The sequence below is a fragment of the Leifsonia sp. Leaf336 genome (assembly GCF_001423695.1).
Lineage (GTDB): Bacteria > Actinomycetota > Actinomycetes > Actinomycetales > Microbacteriaceae > Leifsonia.
This window is the reverse complement of sequence record NZ_LMOZ01000001.1, coordinates 435686-458481: the sequence shown is the minus strand read 5'-3', so window position 1 is coordinate 458481 and position 22796 is coordinate 435686. Positions and strand designations below refer to the sequence as shown.

Genomic DNA, 22796 nt, shown 5'->3' with positions numbered 1-22796 from the left:
AACGGTGAGCGGGACCCACTGTAAGCGCATACGAAACGTCTTTCAACCCCTGCCCCGAAAGATCGTTCCACATGCCACAATGTGATCTAGTCCACCAATTCGAAGAGGAACTCGGGAGAAAAGTGGCGGGAAAACCCACGGTGTATGATGTCGCAGCGCACGCCGGCGTATCGATCGCGACCGTGTCGCGCGTGCTCACTCGACCCGATGATGTACGCGCTTCCACTCAGGAGCGGGTTCTCGCCGCCGTCCGTGAGCTGCGCTACGTGCCGAGCGGCAGCGCGCGCGGGCTGGCCTCCCGCCGCACCGGCGTCCTCGGACTCTTCCTCCCCGGTGTCGACGCGGTCGAAGACCTGAGCGATCCGGCCATCGACGCCGACCGCCCTGTGGAGGTGCGACTCGACCCTGTGCGACCCGGCCAGCGGCTCGGCGCCGACCTGTACTTCGAGGCCGTGCTGCGCGGCTGCGAACTCGAAGCGTGGCGCCAGGGCTTCTCGCTGATGATCAGCGTGGGGCGCGGCCGTTCCCCCGAATCCCTGGAGATCGCCCTGAGCGACCTCGCAGGCAAAGTGGACGGCCTGGCGGTGATCGCGCAGAGCGCGCCGCACGACGTCCTCAAGCGGATCGGCGACAGCATCCCGGTCGTCTACCTGGCCGGCCAGCGCCGCGGCGATGACTTCGACCACATCACCGTGCGCAACCGGGAGGGCATGCGCGCCCTCACCGAGCACCTCATCGACGCGCACGGCATCCGCGACCCCATGTACCTGACCGGGCCGTTCGACTCCCCCGACGACGCTGAGCGCTACGGCGGCTTCGCCGAGGCGCTGGAGGGCCGCGGCATCAACCCGACCGCGCTCCCTGTCCTCCACGGCGAGTTCTCGCGCGAGCGCGCGAGGGCCGTCGCCGCGGACCTTATCGACGGCGGACGCCTCCCGCGCGCGCTGGTCTGCGCCAACGACCAGATGGCTCTCGGCGTGCTGGACGCGCTCGGCGCCGCCGGCCTCCGCGTGCCCGAGGACGTCATCGTGACCGGCTTCGACGGCATCGACGACGGAGCGCGATCGACCCCACGCCTCACCACCGTGCGGCAGCCGATGCTCGAGCTCGGCCGGGCGGCCGTGCGCGCGATGGTGGCGCGCCTGAACGACCCCGACCGGGAGCCGGTCAACACCGAGCTGCCGGTGACGGTCCTCCTCCGCGAAAGCTGCGAGGGCCCGCTCCGCTAGACCGCGGCCGATCACTCACGCGTCCCGGCCCGCGGCGTACTGTGCAGGCATGCTCAGGCGCGTCGGAGTTCTGATCGCGTGCGTCGGGCTCTGCCTGGCGGGCTGCACCCCGGGCGGCCCGGCGCCGGTCACGAGCGCGCCCAGCGCGCAGAGCGCCGCGCCGTCGGCCCCGCCACCCGCCGCGACCCTCTCCTCCGCCGCCCTGCAGCACATCGTCGTGATAGTCGAAGAGAACAAGCCGGCCACCGCGATCCTCGGCGACCCCGACGCGCCCTACCTGAACCAGCTGGCGCGGTCCGGCGCGCTGGCGACCCATTACTCCGCGGCGGCGCACCCGAGCCTCCCCAACTACCTGGCGCTCACGAGCGGCACCACCGGAGGCATCACCACCGACTGCAACCCGCCGGGAGGTTCCTGCCTGGTCACCGGACCGAACCTCGCAGACGCGCTCGACCGGTCAGGACGGTCGTGGAAGCTGTACGCCGAGAGCATGCCGGCTCCGTGCACGACCACCAACACGAGCCTGTACGCGGTGAAACACAACCCGTTCCTCTATTACCCGAGCGTCACCTCCGAGCGGGCGTACTGCGCATCGCACGACGTCCCGTATTCGCAGCTCGGCGCCGACCTGGCGTCCGGGGCGTCGCTGCCCGATCTCGCCTTCATCACCCCGAACCTGTGCGACGACATGCACGACTGCTCTGTCGCGGCCGGCGATGCCTGGCTCCGGGCGAACGTCCCGCGGATCCTCGCCTCCCCTGCGTTCACCACGCAGCGGTCGCTCCTCGTCGTCACCTTCGACGAAGGCGACGCGTCGGACAACACCGTCGCCTGCGTGTTCGCGGGCCTGGCGGCGCGGCCGCATACGGTGTCGGCGACCCCGTACACGCACTATTCGCTGCTGCGCACCATCGAGCGCGCGTGGGGGATGAACCCGCTCACCGGGAACGATGCGGCCGCGTCGGCGATGACGACGATGCTGCGCTGAGCGATCATCGACGCCGCCTGCGAATCCCGACACGATGCTGGTGCACGCTGCGCTCGCGTGCTTCGTTGGGTCTCATGGCAGACGTCAAACGCGTGATCGTCTTTCTGCAGGAGAACAAGACCACCGATTTCTACTTCCCGAGCCTCTCGGAGTGGGGCGCTCAGGTCGCGAACACGGGAGGCCTGCGCACCTCGGCGCCCGACTTCGACCAGCCGCACGACCGGAACGCCTGGGTGCACTACGCGATGGGCGACTACCCGGCCGAGCCGATGCAGCTCGACAACGATGCGCTCATCCCGTATTACAGCTGGCTCGCGAAGACGTTCGTCTTCAGCGACCACCATTTCGGCTCCGGCTCCAACTCGACGCCTGGCCACATGCTGGCCGTCGGCGGCCAGATGCCGACGCTCAAGAATCCTCCCTTCGTCGGGACGCACCCGGTGTGGGACCTCCCGTCGATCTTCACGGTCGCCCAGAAGGCCGGCGTCAGCTGGGCCGCGTTCCCCGACCAGGACGGCTACCCGGTCAAGTTCTATACGTCGCTCTCGAAGCCGCCCGGAACCGACGACATCCACCCGCCGTCGCAGTTCATCCCGATGGCGAAGGGCGGCACCTTGCCGGAGGTCTGCTACGTCTGGTCCCCCGCGGGATACGACGAGCACCCGCCTGCGACCAGCGCCCCCGACTACCTCACCAAGGGGCAGGGTCTGGTGTGGCAGCGCGTCCAGGCGGTCATCGACGGCGGAGGCTGGGACGAGACCGTCTTCATCCTCACCTGGGACGACTGGGGCGGCTACGCGGACTCCGTGCCGACCCCCGGCATCGAGACCGTGCCAGACGCCCTCCATCCCGACGGCTTCCCGATCATCGGAGGCTCCCGCATCCCGCTGCTGATGTTCGGCGGTCCGGTGACCCAGGCGATCGACCCCGAATGGCACTCGCACGCGTCGATCCCCAAGACCATCTGCGACCTCCTCGGGCTGGGATCGTTCGGGGTGCCGCGCGTGGACGACGCACCGTCGCTCGCGCACCTGGTGCAGCCGGGGCTCGGGCGACCGGTGCCGCCCGCACCGGGCACGTCGTTCCCGCAGCCGACCGCGCCGAACCCGCGGCCGGTTCCCGTTCCACCTCAGCCGTGGCCCGGCCCCGTCGGCCGGCCCCTCCCCCCGCTCGTGACCCTCGACGGGACCACCGTCCCCGCGCCCAGCGACGGCCGAGTGAATGCGAAGCCTCCGAAGGCCCCGGTCGCGCCGGCGCCGCCGCTCACGTAGGCCGAATCCTGTCGATTGCTAGTCGTCGTCCGCGAGGCTGCGGAGCACCGACCAGCCGTCGCCGGGGAGGATCGTGAGCTCGCCGTCGCCCGAGGGCTCGTGCGCGAAGAACACCGCCGACCCGTCGGCCTCCCCCGGGCCGCCGTAGGTCGAGAGCAGCTCGTCACCCTGCGGGGAGCGCAGCACATAGGCGCGCTTCGGGACGAGCTGCGACCAATCGCAGACCTCGTCTTCGGAGTCGGAGGTCACGCTGGAGGTCACGCCGTGACCGACCGGCGCAGGATGCTGCGCACCCAGCCGATGAGACCGGGAGTCTCGTGGCGGCGGAACCAGCTGGCGTAGACCGCGACTTTGGCCTCGGACGGCGTGCTGAAGCGGCCGAGTTCGCGGCCGTCCGCGGCCGAGGCGACGAAGCCGTCGTCGACGCGCTCGATCATGCCGAGGTAGGTCGATGGCGTCTCGGCGACCCACAGCCCGTCGACCGGCTGACGCCAGGCGAGGTGCTCGCTGGGTGCAGGAGTCTGGTCGCTGCGACGACCATTCCGGACTGCGACGGGCAGGCGGAGGGCCGGTCGGACATCCTTGATCGCGATCGTCATGACTACTCCTTGGAGACGTGCATTTCGTGAAGTAACTAGAGCTTCTAGCTAATTGATCGTCGTAGCAACTTTCGCTCGGGGGGTTGATTCTGCGCGGTGTTCCTGCTACTTAGTTGCGGCGATTGAGCATCTAGAGATTGATGTAGCTAGATTCCCTAGCAATCAGCTAGGCTCATCGCGATCACGGGAACCCACCCGGAACGAAGGAGAGAGCCATGGGAACGCTGACCTACAACGGCGACAGTTTCACCTTCGACGACAGGACGCTCGCGCACCTGCAGGCGGCACTCACGCTCAAGCTGCGGCGTCGGGAGCCGTTCCTCCTCAGCTGGGTGCCGCAGGAGGCCGGTGACTTCGCCCGCACCTCACTCTGGATCGACAACGCCATCCCGATCCGGTACGACTTCGACCAGGCCGACCCCGGTCGGCTCAACGACGCGTGGCTCAACAGCATGGTCGAGATGGCCAGTCGCGCCAGCGGGCTGCTCGTGACCGAGGAGCCGGCCAGCCTGGGCGCGTACCGCGACCGCCGAGGCCGCGGGATGGTGCGCCAGGTGGCATCCGCCGGTCACTGACCGCTGTCGCTAGATCTTCTAGCTTGTAGCTGGTCTATCATTTCTTCCATGACGACGGACGACAAGCGTCCGGCGCCCCACTACTGGTATAGCGCCGAGACGGATCGCGAACGGGCGATCGACGTGCTGGAGCACATCCGCGCCTACGGGGCAGCGGACAGCGCCATGCAGCGTCGGTCTGAGAAGACGATGGGCATGAACGAGAACGACATCTCGGCTCTGCGCTACCTGCTGCGTGCGCACGAGCGCGGGTTGACGGTCGGGCCGCGTGAGCTCGCCGAGTATCTCGGCATCCAGAGCTCGTCGATCACGGTGCTTCTCGACAGGCTCGAGAAGGCCGGGCACATCCGGCGCGAGCCGAGCCCGTTCGACCGCCGGGCGCTGATCATCATCCCGATGGTGCCGACGAGCGAGCTGCACAAGGCCATCCTCGGCGACGTGCGCGAAGAGCTCGTGGAGGTCGCGTCGAGCCTCACTCCGGAGGACGCGGAGACCGTAATCGAGTTCATGGACCGGTTGCGCGACGCCGTCGACCACATCGACAACCCGGCCACGAGTGCCGAACAGGCGAAGGTCCGCTCAGCCGACTGACACGCGCGTGCGATTATCATCGACCCGATGACCGACACGCCCTGGTTCGACACCGCTCCGCCGCACGCGGTGCGCGTCATCGCCTCCCTGCGCGAGTACCGCACGGCCGAACAGGCGATGCGGCGGCGCACGCGCGAGTCGATGCGCATGGGCGAGGCCGACCTCCGGGCATTGAAGTTCCTCCTCAAGGCGCAGGAGGAGGAGCGGGTCACGACGCCTGTGCAACTCGGCGCCCACCTCGGAATGAAGTCGTCCTCGGTCACCGCGATGCTCGACCGGCTGACCGCGTCGGGGCATGTCTCGCGCCACCCGCACCCCAGCGATCGGCGCAGCATCACCATCCGGGCGACGCCCGGCGCCGACGAGGAGGTGCGGCACACGCTCACCGCGATGCACCGCCGTCTTCTGGAAGTGGCTGCCGAGCTCGGGCCCGAGCGGTCGCGGACCATCGTCGCCTTCCTCTCCCAGGTCACCGCGCTGGCCGACCGCGACTGATCGGCACTCAATAGGCGTTTCGGCCACGACCTCCGGAATTGCTCGAGTCGGGCGTACTGTCACTGTCAGTACATCGAGGGGAGTCGGATGAGCAGGGCCGCGATCGTGGTCAACCCGGTGAAAATGGACGAGGCTGCGTTGCGCGCCGCGCTCGAGGCGGCCGAGCGGAGGCACGGCTGGGAGGACACCCTCTGGTTGGAGACCACCGAGGACGACCCGGGGACGGGTCAGGCCAGGGAGGCCCTCGAGCACGGTGTCGACGTCGTGATCGCCGCGGGCGGCGACGGCACGGTGCGCACAGTGGCGGAGGAGCTGAGCGGCACCGACACGCCCCTGGCGCTGCTGCCGTCCGGCACCGGCAACCTCCTCGCGCGCAACCTCGACCTGACGCTGGACGACGTCGAGCACGCGCTCGACACCGCCTTCGACGGCGACGACCGGCCCATCGATGTGGGGATCGCCGAGCTCCGCGACGGAGACCGCACCGAGAAGCGGGCCTTCCTCGTGATGGCCGGCATCGGGATGGACGCGCAGATGATCGCCGCGACCGACGACGACCTCAAGGCCAAGGCGGGCTGGCTCGCGTACGTCAAAGCGATCACGACCGTGCTGCGCGACAAGAACGAACTCCGGCTGCGCTACCAGCTCGACGGAGGCCGGACGCACTCGATGCACGCCCACACGGTCCTCATCGGCAACTGCGGCTCGCTGCCGGCCAACATCCTGCTGCTGCCCGAGGCCTCCGTCGACGACGGCCTCCTCGACATCGTGGTGCTGCGGCCGGAGGGCTTCACCGGCTGGCTCCGGATCATGGTCAAGATCTTCTGGGAGAACGGCGTCCTCCGGCGCACCAGTGCCGGCCGGCGCCTGATGGGCGCGGACAAGGAGGTGCGCGCCATGAACTACCTGAAGGGCCGTGAGCTCATCGTCAAGCTGAGCCGCCCGGAGGACGTCGAACTCGACGGCGACCTGTTCGGCCGTGTCTCCTCGATGCGCACACGCATCGACCCCGGCGCCCTGCTGGTGAGGGTTCCGAAGGGCGAAGGAACCGCGCGGGCGGAGTGAACCGCGCGCGCCGCCACCTCGTGTAACCCACTGAGGAGGTCGGAGGCCGCGCGCCCGGAGCTGGACGCCGCAGCCCCCGTCGGCCCATGACCATCAGACACAGCATCAACCAGACCAGCGCGGACACCCGCGCCCGCACCATCCGGACCGAGAGCCGCATCATCGTCGCCGCCGGCATCGACACCGTGTGGGCGTACCTGTGCGACGTCGCCCGGTGGGCGGAGTGGGCGCCCACCGTGGTCGAGTGCCGCATCCGCGGCGGCGGCCCCCTGCGAGCCGGCGCATGGGTGGATCAGCGCGCGCACGACCTGGGGTTCGACCACCGCCGGAGCGAACGGGTGACCGCCGTGGACGAGCCCCACGCGATGGCGTTCGCCGGCACGATGGGCACCTCGGTCGCGCGCTGGGGTATGGAGTTCGTCCCGGTCGGCGAGAGCGGCACCGCAGCGATGATGTGGGTGGAGGTCGACCTGGCGAACGTCATGCGCATCTACCCCGCGCGGGCCCTCCAGGCGCAGATCCAGCGCGTGAGCGACCTCGAGATGACGGGCATCCGCGCTGCGGTGGAGGCCGACGTCCAGGCCGGAACGGGGTCGCCGTGACCGACGCCGACCGCACCAGGGAACGCCTGATCGAGACCTACCGGAGGAAGGCCGCGCACTACGACGTGACCTCCCGGCTCTCGCCCGTGCCCGGCTACCCGCAGCACGGCCAGCGCCTGCTCGCGGTGCGCGCGCTCGGCCTGCACGCCGGCGCGACCGTCGTCGACCTCGCGTGCGGCACCGGCCTGAACTTCCCGCTGCTGCAGCGGGCGATCGGGCCGGAGGGCCGCATCATCGGCGTCGACCTGACCGACGCGATGCTCGCGCGCGCCCGGGGCCGGGTGGAGGCGAACGGCTGGCGGAACGTCCGTCTCGTCCAGGCCGACGCCGCCGGGTTCGTCTTTCCCGCGGGCGTCGACGCGGTGCTGTCCACCTATGCGCTGACCCAGGTGCCCGGGCGTGGACAGGCGGTCGCGCACGCCGCCGCCGCGCTGGCCTCCGGTGGCCGCCTCGCCGTGCTCGACCTGAAGCTGCCCGTCGGAACGCCCACGTGGATGTCCCGGCTCGGGGTCGCCGTCGTCGGCAGGTCGGCCTCCCTCGACGAGTGGATCGCGAGCCGGCCGTGGGAGGAGATCCGCGCGGCCGCGCGGGAGGGCCTGGCCGACCCGGGCTGGCGGGAGCTCTGCATCGGCACGGCGTTCCTGGCGACCGGGACGGCGCGGGAGTAGGGGCGCGTCAGCGCTCGTGGACGTGCCGACGGTGGCCGGCGTGGACGATCACAACGGTCAAGACGCTGTCCTCGATCCGGTAGAGAACCCGATAGTCCCCCGTCCGCACACGCCACTCCGGGCGCCCCGTGAGCTTCTTCGCCGCCGGTGGTCGGGGCTCATCGCTCAGCAGTTCGATTGCAGCCGCAACGCGAGTGCGGGCCTCTGGCGGGAGCTTGCGGATCGCTCGCGCTGCCGCGGGCAGCACCTCGACGACATAGCTCACAGAGTCAGGCCGAGATCGCGCTTGACGTCCTCCCATGGAATGGGAGCCTCGCCGAGGTTCTGAGTCTCTTCCCACGCCGCGTCGACGGCACGAATATCCGCGAGCTCCTCTGCGTCCTCCAGCAAATGCTCCAGCTGCCCCGAGTCGATCACCGCCGCCACGGGACGATTGCGCCGAGTGAGATAGACCGGCTCGACCCGCGCCTCGTCAACGATGGACGCCAACCGGCCCCGCGCATCCGTGATCGCAACCTCAATCATACGGAAAGACTAGCAAAATGTACGTAATCGTGCAAATAGGACAATTTGCTCATCTGCGAAGCATGAGAACACAGAAGGCCGGCACCACACGGTGCCGGCCTTCGTGAAGGTGGTCGATGCTGCTGCGACCTCAGAGCGTCCGGGACGCCTTCGCCAGGTTGGCCTCGAGCTCCTCGCGGTTCTGGCGGACCACATACGCGGGGCGGTCGCGCTCGACGCGCCAGCTCTCCGAGAGCGGGCCGATGTTCACCGTGTCGAAGCCGAACTCGTCGTAGATCGACGTCACCAGTGCGGCGGCGTCGTCGAAGTCGCTCGCGGTGGCGAGGGCTCGGCGGTTCGGCGTACCGGCAGGCGAGCCGGTCGTCGGGATGTCGCGGGCGCCGATGTGGTTGAAGCCCTTGACGACCTTCGACTCCGGCAGGTGCGCCTGCAGCAGCCCCGACACGGTCGCGGTGCCGTCGTCGAGCTCGGCGATGTGACCGTCGCGCTCGAAGTAGTAGTTGTTGGTGTCGATCACGATCTTGCCCGCGAGCGGCGCCACCGGGATGTCCCGGTAGCTCTTCAGGGGCACGGTCACGACGACGAAGTCGCCGGCCGCGGCGGCCTCCGCGGCGGTCGCGGCGGTCGCGGACGGGCCGAGCTTCGCGACGAGATCCGCGAGCGTCTCCGGACCCCGCGAGTTCGCGATGGTGACGGTGTAGCCGTGCTCGATGAAGGTCTGGGCGAGTGCCGTGCCGATGTGGCCGGCTCCGATGATTCCTACGTTGGTCATGACGTCTTCAACCCGGAGGAGTCGCCCGAATTCCGCACCCGGCGCGAGCTGCACAGATTCTCAGGCGGCGCCGGAGCGGCCGAGCACCGTCAGGATCGCGGCCGCCGCAGGCTCCGTCGCCACCACGGCCGTGTGCACGGGGCGGTCGCTCTGCCCGCTCCCCCGGACCGTCCGTCCGCGCTCCGCGCCGGCAGCCGTCTCGACCGTGATCGGTCCTTCGAGCCGGCCGGTGACGGGGAGCAGCTCCATCGCGACCAACGCGGCCAGCGGGTCGTGCAGCGCCGCGCTCCGGCTCTCGAACACGCCGGCGTAGAAGTCGAGGTACAGCTCGAAGGCCAGGGCGACGGCGTGCAGGAGGGGGTCGTCGCTCGCCGCGAGGCGCTCCACCTCCTCCGCCGTGATGACGTGGTCCATGGTCACGTCCAGGGGCACGAGCGTGATCGTCCACGGTGCGGCGAAGACGATCTCCGCGGCCTCCGGGTCGTTGAAGATGTTGGCCTCGGCGATCGGGGTGATGTTGCCCGGCACCTCGACGGCGCCGCCCATGATGGTGACCCGGCGGATCCGCTCGGGGAGGGTCGGGTCGACCGCGAGGGCCTCCGCGAGGTTCGTCAACGGCCCGATCGCGAGGATGTCGAGCTCGCCCGCGTGACGGTGCGACAGCTCGAGGAGGAGTTCCACCGCAGTCGATGCGACCGGCTGGGCCAGCGGCTCCGGGACGACGAGCCCGCCCAGGCCCTCCGATCCGTGGACGTCGGCCGCGGCGCCGCCGAACCGCCCGCTCAGCGGATCGTGGCGGCCGATCGCGACCGGGATGTCGGTCCGTCCGGCGAGCTCGAGCAGATGGAGGGTGTTCCGGGCGGCCACCGCCGACGAGACATTGCCGCTGACCGTGCCGATCCCGGCGAGGTCGGCGCCGGCGCGGAGCAGCACGGCGATCGCCAGCGCGTCGTCGATTCCGGTGTCGCAGTCGAGGTAGAGCGGAGCCGTCATGTCATCGCCTCGTAGTCGTGGAGTGGGAAGAGGGCCGGTTGGGAGGCCGGGTCGGCGACCGCGGCCGCGCCGACGGCCGAGGCGGTCGCGAGCGCGGAGCACGGGTCGGCGCCGGCCGCCAAGCCTAATGCGACGGCCGCGCAGTAGGCGTCGCCCGCGCCGACCGAGTTGACGACCGTGGCGGGCACCGCAGGCACCGTGGCCGTGCGCTCGCCGTTCTCGAAGAGCGCGGACCCGGCTCCGCCGTAGGTGACGACCACACGGCGCGCGGCGCGCAGCGACTCCATCGCCGCGTACTCGTGCTCGTTGACCACGATCAGGTCGGCTCGCCGCACCAGCCGCTCGGGCAGCTCGCGCGCCGGCGAGGCGTTCAGCACGGTGAAGGCGTCGGTCGCCAGGAATGCGGCCTCCACCACCTCCGCAGGGATCTCGAGCTGTGCGATCAGCACGTCGAAGGCGCGGTCGCCGGGCGAGACATCGGCGGGAGGCGCCACCACCTCGGCGTTCGCTCCCGCGCAGACGACGATCTGGTTCTCGCCCGCGTCGTCGGTGACGATCAGGGCGACGCCCGTGGGCTCCGCGACGCGACGGACGCTCTCGACGTCGACGCCGACCGCACGCAGCGTAGCGAGCGCGAGGTCGCCGTCGGCGTCCTGGCCGACCGCGCCGAACATCACCACGTCGGCGCCGAGCTGCGCGGCGGCCGACGCCTGGTTGGCGCCCTTGCCGCCCGCCTCGCGGCGGAACGCGTGCCCGGAGACTGTCTCGCCGGGGTTCGGAAGGCGCGGCGCCGAGGCCACCAGATCGATGTTGATGCTGCCCAGCACCGCTGCCCTCATCGTGTCATCCCTCCAGCACGCGCGCATTCGCCGCGGCGACCACGATAGCGCGGACGATCTCCTCGCCGACGGCGGCCGCGCTCTAACCCGCGATCACGACCTGCGTCCCGTACCCGCCAGCGCCCTCCAGCGTCGCCGTGCCCGAGCCGGGCGTCGTGACGACGATGTCGAAGTCGTGCAGGGACGCGATCTGGAAGGCGCCCTCTCCGGGGAACTTGAGCGACGTCGCGACCAGGATGGTCCGGTCGGCCGCGCGGCACATCCGGTGCTTGATCGTCGCCTCCTGGTTGAGGTCCGTCACCACCGAGCCGTCGGGGCGGACACCCCCGCTGCTGATCACGGCGACGTCCGCGTGGATCAGGGCGAGCATCTGCTCGGTGAGCGGACCGGACACCGTGCCCGGCTTCGACCCGACGGCCCCGCCGAGCAGGATGAGGGTGCAGACGGGGTCGTCGCCCAGCACGCGCAGGATCCACAGGTTGTTCGTGACGATCGTCACCGGCCGATCGCGGAGGTGGCGGGCGATCGCGAGCGTGGTGTGGCCGATGTCGAGCAGCACGACATCGCCGTCGCGGACGAGGTCGGCGGTCGCCGACGCTATGACGCGCTTCTCGGCGGCGTCGGCGTCCAGGTCCGCCAGCTCGTCGTGCTCGGCCTCAGGGAGGGTGGCGCCGCCGTGCACCCGCCGCACGTTGCCGGCGAGTTCGAGGCGCTCCAGGTCGCGCCGGATGGTGGTGCCGCTGACGTCGAACAGCGCCGACAGCTCCTCGACCGTGACGCTCCCCGCCGTGCGGACGCGGTCGACGATGGCCTGTTCGCGTTGGTGCGTCAGCATGCGCTCTCCTCTCAGATGTGAACACTTCCAGCGTCACGGTGCTCATTTTCGCTCATATGAATGCCGAATGAACAGTATTGGGCGCTCATTTGAAACCTCGCTCTGGACTATCGCCACGAACGCGCAGCACGGTTAGCGTGAAACCGCTCGCCCCCGACCGGGCGCAGCGACTCCCACTCACTCCCTCTCCCACTCAGGAGCGCTTTCGTGAAAACCTCCCGCTTGCTCGCCTCCCTCGCGGTCGTCACGGCCGCGGGCCTCGCCCTGGCCGGCTGCGCCCAGAGCAGCTCGGCCGCGTCGTCCACCGACGGCTCGGACAAGAAGCTGACCGTCTTCCTCAGCGCGGACACCAACATCCAGGACCTCTGGCAGAAGACCCTCATCCCGGCGTTCGAGAAGGCCAACCCGGGCTACACGGTCTCCGTCGACTTCGACCTGCACGGCCTCCACGACCAGCAGACCGTCGCGAAGCTCACCGCGGCGACCCTGCAGAAGAAGGACCCGGGCTACGACCTCGTCGACGCCGGCTTCGTCGCCCAGGTCGCCGCGTCGGGCCTGCTGACGAAGGTCACCAGTGCGAACGTCCCCGGCCTGGCCGACGTCCCGAAGGACCTCGTCACCGCCGGCGGCAACGGCGGCATCCCCTACCGCGGCTCGAGCGTCGTCCTCGCGTACGACACCAAGACCGTCCCCACGCCGCCGAAGACCCTCGACGACCTGCTCGCGTGGATCAAGGCGCACCCGGGCAAGTTCGCCTACAACTCCCCCGACACCGGCGGCAGCGGAGCGGCGTTCGTCTCCACGGTGCTCGACCAGAACCTCTCCGACGCCGACCGCACCAAGCTGGTCACGGGCACCGACCCGAGCGTCGAGAGCGGATGGGACAAGGGCTTCGCCACGCTGGCCTCCCTCAACCCGTACGTGTACCAGAAGGGCGTCTACCCGAACGGGAACAACCAGGTCCTCGACCTGCTCTCCAGCGGCCAGATCTCGGTCGCCCCGGTGTGGAGCGACCAGTTCATCACCGGGCACAAGAACGGCCAGATCCCGGCGAACATCGCCTACACGCAGATCTCCGACCCGTCGCTGACCGGCGGCGCCAGCTACCTCGGCATCCCGTCCGCCTCGCCGCGCAAGGCGGGCGCGGAGAAGCTGGTCTCCTGGCTGCTCACGCCGGCCGCCCAGGGCCTCGTCTCCGACAGCATCTCCGGCTACCCGGTGATCGCGCTCGACAAGCTCCCCGCGGCCTCGCAGGCCCTCTTCAAGGACGCCGACATCGCGCACCTGCGCCCGTCGTACTTCGCCACGGTCTCCGCCGACATGAACAAGGCGTGGGCCCAGAAGGTCCCCGGCAAGTAATGGCCACCGTCACCGCCACCACGGCGGCGGCCACCGCGGACCGCGGCGCGCACCACGCGTCGCGGTCCGCGGCGGCGGGCTTCCTGCTCGCCCTTCCGCCGGTCGTCGTCATCGCGCTCTTCGTCGGCGTGCCCGTGGTGCTCGCCCTCGCCTTCAGCGTCGGCTTCACGGGCGGGCTGAACTCGGTCGTCGCCGCCGTGGGCCAGAACGTGCACCACGCCGACGGCGCCGTACCGACGTTCGCCGCCTACGGCGACGTGTTCACGACCCCGGCCTTCTGGCAGGACCTCGGCCTGACCGTCGGCGTCACCCTGGCCAGCACGGCCATCGTCGTCGTCCTGGCCGGCGGGATCGGCCTCTACCTGCGCCTCTACGGCGGCCGGCTCGCGCGGCTGCTATCCGCGGTCGCGATCGTGCCGCTCTTCATCCCCGTGGTGATCGCGTCGTGGGCGATCCTGACGTTCTACTCGGCCGACGGCTTCCTCCGCAGCCTGTTCGCCCAGGTCGGTCTGGAGGCTCCGGTGTGGTCGTACACCGCGGTCGCCATCGTGATCGGCTCGGCCTGGACCTCTTTGCCGTTCGCCGTGCTGATGATCGCGTCCGGCCTGCAGTCCGTGCCGGACGCCCTGATCGAGGCGGCTAGGGACGCCGGCGCCGGCACCGCGCGCATCGTGCGCACCATCCTGCTCCCGATGAGCGCCGTGCCGATCGTCATCGCGGTGACGTTCACCGCCATCGGCGTGATCGGTTCCTACACCGTCCCGTACTTCACCGGCCCGAACGCGCCGACGATGCTCGGCGTCTCGCTCGCCAGCTACTTCACCGCGTACAACCAGCCGCAGCAGTCGCTCGTGATGGCGTTCGTCGTCTTCCTCGCCGCAGCCGGAATCGGCGCGCTGTACGTCTGGGCGAACTTCCGCAGCGCCCGCCGCGAGGGGAGGATCTGATGCCGCGCCCCGTCTCTGCAGCTCTGCGCACGGCGGGCGTCACGGCCTTCGCGGTCGTGCTGCTGGTGTTCGTGCTGGGGCCGCTCGTCTGGCTGGGCGCACACGCGTTCGCCGACCGCTGGACCTACCCGAACCTGCTCCCGGACTCGTGGACGCTGCGCTGGTGGCAGACCGTCTTCACCGACCAGGCGCTCGGCTCGTCGATCCAGAACTCGCTGCTGATCACTCCGGTGGTCGTGCTCGTCTCCGCCGTCGTCTGCCTGCCCGCCGCGTACGCGTTCGCGCGCTTCGAGTTCCCGGGGCGGAGGCTGTTCCTGATCGGGCTGTTCGCGACCAACGCCTTCCCGCGGATGGGCCTGTTCGCGACCCTCGCCTCCCTCTACTACGCGCTCGGCCTGATGAACACGTTCGCCGGAATCGTGGTCGTGCAGCTGCTCGGCACGATCGTCTTCATGACGTGGATCCCTGCCGCCGCGTTCTCGGCGGTGCCGCGCTCGCTCGAGGAGGCGGCACGCGACGCCGGCGCCTCACGGGCGCGCGTGTTCTTCACGGTGACGCTGCGGCTGGCACTGCCCGGCATCCTGGTCGGCGCGGTCATGGCCTTCCTCGCGGCGTTCGACGAAGCCCAGGGCACCTACCTCGTCGGCGCGCCCGACATCCTCACGATGCCCACCGAGATGTACAGCCTCGTCCTCAACTTCCCCAAGCAGGTCGCCGCCGTGTTCTCGATCCTGCTCGCCATCCCCTCGGTGGTGCTGCTGCTCGCCGTGCGCAAGCACGTCATGGGCGGCCAGCTGGCCGAGGGCTTCCAGCTCAAATGAACAGCCAGCCCGAATGAAGGAGCGCTCCATGTCCTCCCCCACCCCTGTCGGCGGCGCCGACCCCACCGGCGACGGCGGCCTCCGATTGACCGCCCTCCGCAAGACGCTCGGCGGCCGCACCATCATCGACGACCTCGACCTGACGGTGCAGCGCGGCGAGCTCGTCTCCCTGCTCGGGCCCTCCGGCTGCGGCAAGACCACGACGCTCCGGATGATCGCCGGCTTCCTCGCCCCCGACGCCGGCCGCATCACCATGGCCGGCCGCGACGTCACGCGCCTCGGTCCCGACAAGCGGCCCAGCGCGATGGTGTTCCAGAACTACGCGCTGTGGCCGCACATGACTGTCGCGACGAACGTCGCGTACCCGCTGCGGCTGCGCCGGCTCTCTCGCGCGGAGGTCGCCGACCGCGTCGAGCGCATGCTCGGCCTGGTCAACCTCCTGCATCACCGCGACTCGCGCCCGCCGCAGATCTCCGGCGGCGAGCAGCAGCGCGTCGCGCTGGCCCGCGCGCTCGTGCAGGAGCCGGACGTGCTGCTGCTCGACGAGCCGCTCAGCAACCTCGACGCCAAGCTGCGCGTCAAGGTGCGCGAAGACATCCGCGACCTCCAGCAGCGGCTCGGCATCACCACGGTGATCGTCACGCACGATCAGGAGGAGGCGCTCTCGATCTCGGACCGCGTCGCCGTCATGAACGCGGGCCGCATCGAGCAGTTCACGACACCGGCCGAGCTGTACGCGCGGCCGGAGACCGAGTTCGTCGCCACGTTCATCGGCTCCCTCAACCGCTTCGAGGGGTCGTTCGACGGTGTCCGCATCGTCGACGGGCCCGGAGTCGTCGGCGTCCGTCCGGAGTCCGTCGCGTTCACGACGACGCCCCGGCCGGGCGCGCTGCACGCGACTGTCGAGCGGGTCGTGCCGCACGGCCACTTCCACGAGCTGCGCCTGCGGCGCGACGACGTGACGCTGTCGGCGTACGCGTCAGGGCGTCCGCCTGCGCTCGGTGCGGTCGGCTTCGCCTCCATCGAGGCGGCGCTGATCTACCGCGACGGCCGTCTGGTGCGCCAGCCCGAGGCGGTGGTCGCATGATCGCGCGCGCCTCCGCCCATCGCGGCGACTCGTCCGTGTTCCGCGAGAACACCCTCCCGGCCGTTCGCTCCGCCATCGCCAAGGGCGCCGAGATCGTGGAGATCGACGTGCGGCTCACCGTCGACGGCGAGGTGGTCGTGCTGCACGACCCCACGCTCGAGCGGCTCTGGGGCGATGCGCGCGGCATCGACGAGGTGGGGGCGGCCGAGCTCCGGGCGTTCGGAGGCCCGGACGACCGGCCTCCGCTGCTCGCCGATGTGCTCCCGCTCTTCGCCGGCGTCGCGAGCCGGTTGGTGGTCGACATGGACGACGCCCGGTTCGCGGCGCCGGCTCACGCCGTGGCCTCCGCGTTCGCCGCGGCCACCGGCACCACCGTCGACTGGTGCGGCGACCTCGACGGGATGCGCGTGCTGCGCGACCTCGACGCCTCCGCCCGGATCTGGCTGCCATGGCGCCAGCTGCGCGTGCCGGGGGCGGCAGAACTCGCCGCGCTGAACCCGGTGACGATCAACGTGCCGTTCCCGATCGTCGACGAGGCGTTCGTCCGCGGCGTGCACGACGCCGGCCTGACGGTGACGGCGTGGACGCTCGACGAGCCGGAGGATCTGGCCCGCGCGCTGGACCTGGGCGTGGACACGATCACGACCAACCAGCTGGACAGGCTGCTGACGATGCGGACGGGGATGGTGACGCTGTGAACGGAGACGAGGCTGTGAACGAGAACGACGCTATGAAGCCGGAGGAACTGGCCGCTGCCCGCGCCCTCGCCGTCGAGCTGGGCGCCTGGGCGATCGAGCAGACAAGGACGCATCCGGTGACGACGGTGACGACCAAGGCCGACCCCGCCGATCTTGTCACCGATCTGGACCGGTCGATCGAGCAGTACGTGCGCGAACAGGTCCGCCTCCGCTTCCCGGGCCACGCGTTCGTGGGCGAGGAATTCGGCGGCGAAGCGGTTCCCGGTCGCCCGACCTGGTACCTCGATCCGGTCGACGGCACCACGAACCTCGCCAACGGCATCCCCTGGACGGCGTTCTCCCTGGCGCTCGCGATCGATGACCGCCCGCTCGTCGGCGTCGTGGCCGACCCGTGGCACGACGCGCTCTTCGACGCCGTCGCCGGCGAGGGCGCCCGCTGCAACGGCGAGCCGCTCACGCTCCGCTCGGGTGGCTCGCTCACCGGCGGCGTCGTCGGCAGCGAACTCGCCGGCCACCGCGCCTGGACCGGTCTGCGCGAGCTCGCGCAGTCGCTTTCGACCGCGTTCTGCACGCTGCGCGTGATGGGCTCGGGAACACTCACCCTCCTCGGCCCGGCTGCCAGCCGCGGTGTTGGAGGCCTCGTCCACCGGTTCAGCCCGGTCGACCACCTGGCGGCGGTGCTCATCGCGCACGAGGCGGGCGCCGCGGTGCTCGGCCACGACGGCCGGCCGACGCTCTTCCCCGAGACCGGAGGCATCCTCGTGGCCGCGCCCGAGGTCGCGGCAGAGCTGTTCGCCCTGTGGAAGGACGCCAGGGATCAGGCGGCGCTGGTGTAGGGATCGCTCCGCTCGCCTCAGGTCGAACCCAGCCCCCGCGCGAGGGAGCCCACGGCATCGGTCCGCAGTTCCCTGCGGGTCGTCACCCCGAGCTTGGTGAACACCTTTCCCAGATGCCACTCGACGGTGCGCGGGCTGATGAAGAGCTGCGCGCCGATCTCCGGGTTGCTGCGGCCGTCCGCGGCGAGCCGGGCGATGAGGGCCTCCTGCTCGGTGAGGTCGTTGGCGGTGTCGACCGTCCTGGCGCGGGCGGTCTCCCCGGTCGCCGCGAGCTCCCGCCGGGTGCGCTCGGCGAATCCCTCCATATCGACCTCGCGGAAGAACTCGTGCGCTGCACGCAGTTGCGCGCGCGCGTCGACGCGACGGCCCTGCCTGCGCAGCCATTCGCCATAGACGAGGCGGGTGCGCGCCAGCGCGACACGGATGCGGGTGCGAGCGAGGCGGTCGATCGACTCGCGGTAGAGAGCCTCAGGATCGCCGGCATCGCCGGGGTCGGCGAGGAGGGCGCGACAGCGGGCGAGCACCCCGAGCGCCCAATCGGTTCCGGAGGCCTGCACGATCTCGTCGAGGCGGGCGAGGGCATCCGTTCCCCTGCCGGGCCGTCCGCTGCGGGCGGCCGCCTCGATCAGCTCCGGATACACCCAGGTCGACAGTCCCAGCTCGAATGGGTGTCCGGCGGCGCGCTCGGTGACCTCCAGAGCCTCGTCGTACCGGCCGAACGCGTTCAGGAAGACCGAGCTGGTCAGCTCGGTGCCCGCGAGCCAGAGCCCCTCGCCGCGGGCGGCGGCGTCGGGGCGGTTCGCGTCCAAGATCGCCCGGGCCTCCGTCTCGGCTCCACCCCAGGCGGCGCGGAGGAATGCGATGTGCGGGCTCAGTCCGCGGCCGGTCGCCGACGTCACGGCGTCGGCTTCGGCGGCCACGGCGAGCGCGGCAGCCAGGTCCCCGACGAACAGCTCGACGGTGAACCGCTCCGTGAGCGCGATGGACAGCATGCTCAGGGCGCCTGAGCGGCGGGCGAGGTCCACGTTCCGGGCTGTCAGTTCGATCCAGGCGTCGTCGTCGCCGACGGCGCGCGCGGCCCGGGAGGCCGGCCAGAGCCAGCGCAGCGCGTCCTCGTCGGGCAGCGGATCTGTGCGCAGAGCGTCGAGCGCGCGACGCAGCACCGGGATGCCGGAGGCGTACCCGCGCATGACGAGCTGCGCGAAGCCGCCGAGGAGCAGCGAGCGGGCTGACGGCGGCCCCTCCCCGGCGTCGCCCCAGTGCGCCTCCCCGATTGCGGAGGCCACCTCGTCGAGGGCGTGGCCGCCGCGCGCGAGCCGACCCGCGAAGAGCGCGGCCGTGAACGCCTCGAGGTACGTGTCGCGGGAGGTGCCAGCGTCGAGTGTCTCGAAGCGCTTCGCGGCGCTCAGCAGCAGCGCGGGCGCCTCCCTTCCGCGCGTGGCGGCGAACGCGAGCCGGGCGCCCAGCAGCTGGGCTCGCGCGTCGTCGAGCTCGGACAGCGGGCCCGCGGACGCGATGGCGAGCATCGCGCGGGCCGCGTCGACGGTGCCGGCCTGCATCCGCGCGTCGGCCGCGGCGAGCGCCCGGCGGGCCCGGCAGGAGGGGTCGACAGTGAGCTCCGTCGATCGGGTCAGGAAGGCGCCGGCCGCCGCCCAGCCTCCGCGTGCGCGCGCCCGGTCCGCCGACTCTTCGAGCTCGGTCGCGACCTCCTCGTCGAGACCGGTCGAGGCCGCTGCGCGATGCCAGGCCCGGTAGTCGGCGTCGGCCGGGTCGACGATGGCGTCCGCGAGAGCGCGGTGGGCCGCGCGTCGCTCGGTCTCCGTCGCAGAGTGCGAGACCGCCGAGCGCATCAGCGGATGCCGGAAGCGCACCTGTGCGCCGAGCTCCAGCAGCCTGGCCTCCTGCGCGGGCCGGAGCGCGTCGGCCGGGATGCCGGCCGCGTCGGCGGCCCGCCACAGCAGCGCAACGTCGCCCGACGGGTCCGAGGCGGCGATCAGCAGCAGCCGCCGTGTCTCGGGAGGGAGCGGTTCGAGCCGACGGGCGAAGCCGCGCTCGATCCGGATGGCGACCGCCTGGCCGTCATCGGCGCTGCCTGTTGACCCGTCCACCGCGTCCCTGTCGTGCGCCAGCTCCCGGAGGGCGAGCGGGTTGCCGCGCGCTTCCGCGAGGATCCTGGTGCGCACCCGCTCGTCGAGCGCGCCGGCGACGACCGAGTCGAGGAGGGCCCGCGCGTCGGCATCCGCGAGGCCACGCAGTTCGAGGGCGGGGAGGTCGTCGATCCCGGCCGCGGGCCGCTCTGCGGACTCCTCCGCCTCCCGTATCGCGAACAGCATCCCGACCCGTTCGGCGCCGAGCCGCCGCGCGACGAACGCCAGGGTCTGCAGCGACGCCGCGTCCACCCACTGCGCGTCGTCGACGATGCACAGGAGCGGCACCGCTTCCGCGGCCTCCGCGAGCACACCCAGCACGGCAAGCCCGACCAGGAACCGATCGGGCGGCTCCCCACTCCGGAGGCCGAACACCGTGCCGAGCGCCTGCCGCTGCGGCTCCGGCAACCCGGAGACGCGGTCGGCGAACGGCGCGCACAGCTGCTGGAGGACCGCGTACGCGAGCTCGACCTCCGACTCGACTCCGCTCACGCGCGCGACGGTGAGACCGGCCGCGCGCTGCGCGGCGTAGTCGAGCAGGGCGGTCTTGCCGGCGCCCGCCTCGCCGCGCAACACCAGCACGTCGCTCCGACCGGAGGCCGCCTGGGCCAGGAGCCGGTCGAGCCGCGCGCACTCGTCGTCCCTGCCCCGCAACGCCGGGCGCTCTTCCTCGATCGACATGACCCACCGCCGGTTCCGACCCTAGGGATGCGGTCATCCGCTGGCAAGGGACCCGCACGGCAGCGGACCCGGGGGTCACCCGGGCGCGACGGGGTGAGCGCACGACGACGATTGGTGACATCGGAACGAGATCTCAGGAAAGGGGATCCATCATGAACACCACAGCAACCACCACCGCCCGCTCGGCCTTCGGCATCGGAGTCGAGCTCCGCGACGGCTTCGCCGAGGTCGCCGACGGCGTGACGCTGCACTACGTGGAGGCCGGCACCGGTCCGCTCGTCCTGCTGCTGCACGGCTTCCCGGAGTTCTGGTACGGCTGGCGCGACCAGATCGCGCCGCTCGTGCAGGCGGGCTACCGGGTCGTCGCGCCCGACCTCCGCGGTTACAACCTGTCGTCGAAGCCCGCGGAGTTCGCGGACTACACCGCCGACAAGCCGGCCGCCGACATCGCCGCGCTGATCCATGCGCTCGGCAGCGAGACCGCGACCGTCGTCGGCCACGACTGGGGCGGCTCGATCGCCTGGACGCTGGCGATGAACAGCCCGGAGGTCGTCGAGCGGCTCGTCATCCTGAACGCCGCCCACCCGCGCAAGCTCAACGAGGGCCTGAAGAGCCCGCGTCAGTTGGAGCGCAGCTGGTACTTCTTCTACTTCCAGCTGATGGGCACGCCGGAACGGCACGCGGCCAAGGACGACTGGCGGTTCTTCAGCCGGTTCTTCCGCGACGCCCAGCCCGCCTACACCGAGGACGAACTCGACCGGTACCGCGAGGCCTGGTCGCAGGACGGCGCCGCCACGGGCATGATCGACTACTACCGCGCGGCCGTGCGGCTCGGGTCGAAGCAGAAGGTGCTCACCGTCACCGCACCGACCCTCGTCATCTGGGGCCAGGAGGACCGCTTCCTGGGCGCCGGCCTGGCCGAGCCGCACGCGGAGGACGTGCCGAACCTGGTCGCCGTCGAGCGCCTGGAGGGAGCATCGCACTGGGTTCACCACGACGAGGCCGAGCGGGTGAACGAACTGCTCATCGAGTTCCTCGCCACCGGCCGGGTCGCCTGACCCGGACTGCGGCGAGCAGCCGTCGTCGAGCAGGAGAGCAGTGGGCGGACGACCCTTCATCGGGTCGCCCGCCCGCTCCCGTCACGACCGCGCCCACCGGACGTCCGTAGTACCGGCTGTACACCTGGCTCACGTACACTCCCGGCAGGGGGACGGATGACAGGCGAGTTCCCCAACGACGACCTCCGCGAGTACATCGAGTACCTGCGGACGGCCGGCTACACCGTGCAGGGCGGGCACACTCCCGACCCCGATCTGATCGACCCCGAAGGCAACCCGGTCTACACCTGGCAGGAGGGCTATCCGTACTCCGAGCGGATGACCCGCGAGCAGTACGAGCTCGAGAAGTACCAGCTGCAGGTGGAGCTGCTGAAGTTCCAGTACTGGCTGGAGGACAACGACCGCCGCGCGGTCATCGTCTTCGAAGGGCGCGATGCCGCGGGCAAGGGCGGCACCATCAAACGGTTCACCGAGCACCTCAACCCGCGCACCTCCCGCGTGGTCGCCCTGTCGAAGCCCAGCGACCGCGAGCGCGGCCAATGGTACTTCCAGCGCTACGTGCAGCATCTGCCCACGGCCGGTGAGATCGTGATGTTCGACCGATCCTGGTACAACCGGGCGAACGTGGAGCGCGTGATGGGATTCTGCACCGACGAGGAGTACGAGTCGTTCATGGCGCAGGCGCCCGCGTTCGAGAAGATGCTCGTCGACTCGGGCATCCACCTCACCAAGTTCTGGTTCTCGGTCTCGCGCACCGAGCAGCGCACCCGCTTCGCCATGCGCCAGCTCGACCCGGTGCGTCGCTGGAAGCTGTCGCCGATGGACATCGCCTCCCTCGACAGGTGGGACGAGTACACGGCGGCCAAGGAGGAGATGTTCCGCCGCACGGACAAGCGGCACGCTCCGTGGACGATCGTCCGCTCCAACGACAAGAAGCGTGCGCGCGTGAACGCGATGCGCCACTTCCTCGCCCAGTTCGACTACGAGGGCAAAGACGCTTCCGTCGTCACGCGTCCCGACCCGCTGATCGTCATGCGCGGCAAGAGACTCGACGCGGACGAATAGGCGGGCCCCGGCCGGCTGGGAGACCTCCCGCCCTGGTTGACATGGTTGAC

Annotated in this window: 26 protein-coding genes; 17 read left to right on the top strand and 9 right to left on the bottom strand. The window is 70.7% G+C overall.

Features of this window, described 5'->3' with window-relative positions:
* Window positions 1-71 precede the first annotated feature (71 nt).
* The 3 genes from ASF88_RS02185 to ASF88_RS02175 all read left to right on the top strand — a co-directional run bounded on the left by ASF88_RS02185 (window position 72) and on the right by ASF88_RS02175 (window position 3488).
* A complete protein-coding gene (locus ASF88_RS02185; protein WP_082518702.1) occupies window positions 72-1229 on the top strand; it encodes a LacI family DNA-binding transcriptional regulator in 1158 nt (385 codons plus the stop codon).
* A 49-nt stretch (window positions 1230-1278) separates the two neighbouring features.
* Window positions 1279-2217, top strand: coding sequence for an alkaline phosphatase family protein (locus ASF88_RS02180; protein ID WP_055913611.1), 939 nt, complete (start codon window positions 1279-1281; stop codon window positions 2215-2217).
* 74 nt (window positions 2218-2291) lie between these two features.
* Window positions 2292-3488 carry an alkaline phosphatase family protein gene (locus ASF88_RS02175; protein WP_055913608.1) on the top strand — a complete coding sequence of 399 codons (1197 nt, stop codon included), beginning with the start codon at window positions 2292-2294 and terminating at the stop codon, window positions 3486-3488.
* 18 nt (window positions 3489-3506) lie between these two features.
* Here the strand turns inward: ASF88_RS02175 and ASF88_RS02170 are convergent, their stop codons facing one another.
* Both ASF88_RS02170 and ASF88_RS02165 read right to left on the bottom strand, forming a co-directional pair.
* A complete protein-coding gene (locus ASF88_RS02170) occupies window positions 3507-3749 on the bottom strand; it encodes a hypothetical protein (protein ID WP_055913605.1) in 243 nt (80 codons plus the stop codon).
* Window positions 3746-4087 carry a hypothetical protein gene (locus ASF88_RS02165; protein WP_200935219.1) on the bottom strand — a complete coding sequence of 114 codons (342 nt, stop codon included), beginning with the start codon at window positions 4085-4087 and terminating at the stop codon, window positions 3746-3748. Before ASF88_RS02165 ends, ASF88_RS02170 begins: the two co-directional genes overlap by 4 nt.
* Window positions 4088-4302: 215 nt before the next feature.
* On the opposite strand from ASF88_RS02165, the gene ASF88_RS02160 reads away from it, so the two are divergent.
* The 6 genes from ASF88_RS02160 (at window position 4303) to ASF88_RS02135 (ending at window position 8083) form a co-directional block, all read left to right on the top strand.
* Complete coding sequence (locus tag ASF88_RS02160; protein ID WP_055913602.1) at window positions 4303-4662, top strand: DUF7882 family protein; 360 nt, start codon at window positions 4303-4305, stop codon at window positions 4660-4662.
* Between the two features lie 48 nt (window positions 4663-4710).
* Entirely contained in the window at window positions 4711-5253 is a 543-nt protein-coding gene (locus ASF88_RS02155) for a MarR family winged helix-turn-helix transcriptional regulator (RefSeq protein ID WP_055913599.1), read from the top strand.
* A 27-nt stretch (window positions 5254-5280) separates the two neighbouring features.
* Complete coding sequence (locus ASF88_RS02150) at window positions 5281-5748, top strand: MarR family winged helix-turn-helix transcriptional regulator (RefSeq protein WP_055913596.1); 468 nt, start codon at window positions 5281-5283, stop codon at window positions 5746-5748.
* An 87-nt stretch (window positions 5749-5835) separates the two neighbouring features.
* Entirely contained in the window at window positions 5836-6813 is a 978-nt protein-coding gene (locus tag ASF88_RS02145; RefSeq protein WP_055913594.1) for a diacylglycerol/lipid kinase family protein, read from the top strand.
* Window positions 6814-6899: 86 nt separating this feature from the next.
* Window positions 6900-7415 (top strand): SRPBCC family protein, encoded by a 516-nt coding sequence (locus tag ASF88_RS02140; RefSeq protein WP_055913591.1) that lies wholly within the window; start codon window positions 6900-6902, stop codon window positions 7413-7415.
* Window positions 7412-8083: a class I SAM-dependent methyltransferase gene (locus ASF88_RS02135; RefSeq protein WP_055913588.1), complete on the top strand. Its 672-nt coding sequence runs from the start codon at window positions 7412-7414 to the stop codon at window positions 8081-8083. The genes ASF88_RS02140 and ASF88_RS02135 overlap by 4 nt, the downstream gene beginning before the upstream one ends.
* A gap of 7 nt (window positions 8084-8090) precedes the next feature.
* On the opposite strand, the gene ASF88_RS02130 is transcribed toward ASF88_RS02135, so the two are convergent.
* The 6 genes from ASF88_RS02130 to ASF88_RS02105 form a co-directional block, all read right to left on the bottom strand.
* Window positions 8091-8348, bottom strand: a complete 258-nt coding sequence (locus tag ASF88_RS02130) for a type II toxin-antitoxin system RelE family toxin (protein ID WP_055913585.1) — start codon at window positions 8346-8348, stop codon at window positions 8091-8093.
* Complete coding sequence (locus ASF88_RS02125; RefSeq protein WP_055913582.1) at window positions 8345-8608, bottom strand: type II toxin-antitoxin system Phd/YefM family antitoxin; 264 nt, start codon at window positions 8606-8608, stop codon at window positions 8345-8347. Before ASF88_RS02125 ends, ASF88_RS02130 begins: the two co-directional genes overlap by 4 nt.
* A gap of 130 nt (window positions 8609-8738) precedes the next feature.
* The gene (locus ASF88_RS02120) at window positions 8739-9380 is read right to left on the bottom strand and encodes an NADPH-dependent F420 reductase (protein WP_055913579.1); all 642 of its coding nucleotides are present in this window, start codon (window positions 9378-9380) and stop codon (window positions 8739-8741) included.
* A 60-nt stretch (window positions 9381-9440) separates the two neighbouring features.
* Window positions 9441-10373, bottom strand: a complete 933-nt coding sequence (locus ASF88_RS02115) for a nucleoside hydrolase (protein WP_055913576.1) — start codon at window positions 10371-10373, stop codon at window positions 9441-9443.
* Complete coding sequence (locus ASF88_RS02110) at window positions 10370-11212, bottom strand: ribokinase (protein ID WP_055913573.1); 843 nt, start codon at window positions 11210-11212, stop codon at window positions 10370-10372. Before ASF88_RS02110 ends, ASF88_RS02115 begins: the two co-directional genes overlap by 4 nt.
* Window positions 11213-11294: 82 nt before the next feature.
* Window positions 11295-12047, bottom strand: a complete 753-nt coding sequence (locus tag ASF88_RS02105) for a DeoR/GlpR family DNA-binding transcription regulator (protein ID WP_055913568.1) — start codon at window positions 12045-12047, stop codon at window positions 11295-11297.
* 207 nt (window positions 12048-12254) lie between these two features.
* Between ASF88_RS02105 and ASF88_RS02100 the strand changes: the two genes are divergently transcribed.
* From ASF88_RS02100 to ASF88_RS02075, 6 genes are read left to right on the top strand one after another with little or no spacing between them, the layout of a single operon-like run.
* Window positions 12255-13406 (top strand): extracellular solute-binding protein, encoded by a 1152-nt coding sequence (locus ASF88_RS02100; protein ID WP_055913567.1) that lies wholly within the window; start codon window positions 12255-12257, stop codon window positions 13404-13406.
* Window positions 13406-14353, top strand: coding sequence for an ABC transporter permease (locus ASF88_RS02095; RefSeq protein WP_055913564.1), 948 nt, complete (start codon window positions 13406-13408; stop codon window positions 14351-14353). Before ASF88_RS02100 ends, ASF88_RS02095 begins: the two co-directional genes overlap by 1 nt.
* Window positions 14353-15174, top strand: coding sequence for an ABC transporter permease (locus tag ASF88_RS02090; RefSeq protein ID WP_055913561.1), 822 nt, complete (start codon window positions 14353-14355; stop codon window positions 15172-15174). The genes ASF88_RS02095 and ASF88_RS02090 overlap by 1 nt, the downstream gene beginning before the upstream one ends.
* 28 nt (window positions 15175-15202) lie before the next feature.
* The gene (locus ASF88_RS02085; protein ID WP_235493241.1) at window positions 15203-16261 is read left to right on the top strand and encodes an ABC transporter ATP-binding protein; all 1059 of its coding nucleotides are present in this window, start codon (window positions 15203-15205) and stop codon (window positions 16259-16261) included.
* Window positions 16258-16959: a glycerophosphodiester phosphodiesterase gene (locus ASF88_RS02080; RefSeq protein WP_055913556.1), complete on the top strand. Its 702-nt coding sequence runs from the start codon at window positions 16258-16260 to the stop codon at window positions 16957-16959. Before ASF88_RS02085 ends, ASF88_RS02080 begins: the two co-directional genes overlap by 4 nt.
* Window positions 16960-16973: 14 nt before the next feature.
* On the top strand, window positions 16974-17795 hold the full coding sequence (locus tag ASF88_RS02075) for an inositol monophosphatase family protein (RefSeq protein WP_235493240.1): 822 nt from the start codon (window positions 16974-16976) through the stop codon (window positions 17793-17795).
* Between the two features lie 17 nt (window positions 17796-17812).
* Here ASF88_RS02075 and ASF88_RS02070 read toward each other — a convergent pair whose 3' ends face one another.
* Window positions 17813-20623, bottom strand: a complete 2811-nt coding sequence (locus tag ASF88_RS02070; RefSeq protein ID WP_055913554.1) for a helix-turn-helix transcriptional regulator — start codon at window positions 20621-20623, stop codon at window positions 17813-17815.
* Window positions 20624-20775: 152 nt separating this feature from the next.
* On the opposite strand from ASF88_RS02070, the gene ASF88_RS02065 reads away from it, so the two are divergent.
* Together ASF88_RS02065 and ppk2 are read left to right on the top strand one after the other, a co-directional pair.
* The gene (locus ASF88_RS02065; protein ID WP_082518700.1) at window positions 20776-21681 is read left to right on the top strand and encodes an alpha/beta fold hydrolase; all 906 of its coding nucleotides are present in this window, start codon (window positions 20776-20778) and stop codon (window positions 21679-21681) included.
* A 156-nt stretch (window positions 21682-21837) separates the two neighbouring features.
* Window positions 21838-22746 carry a polyphosphate kinase 2 gene (gene ppk2, locus ASF88_RS02060; RefSeq protein ID WP_055913552.1) on the top strand — a complete coding sequence of 303 codons (909 nt, stop codon included), beginning with the start codon at window positions 21838-21840 and terminating at the stop codon, window positions 22744-22746.
* Window positions 22747-22796 lie beyond the last annotated feature (50 nt).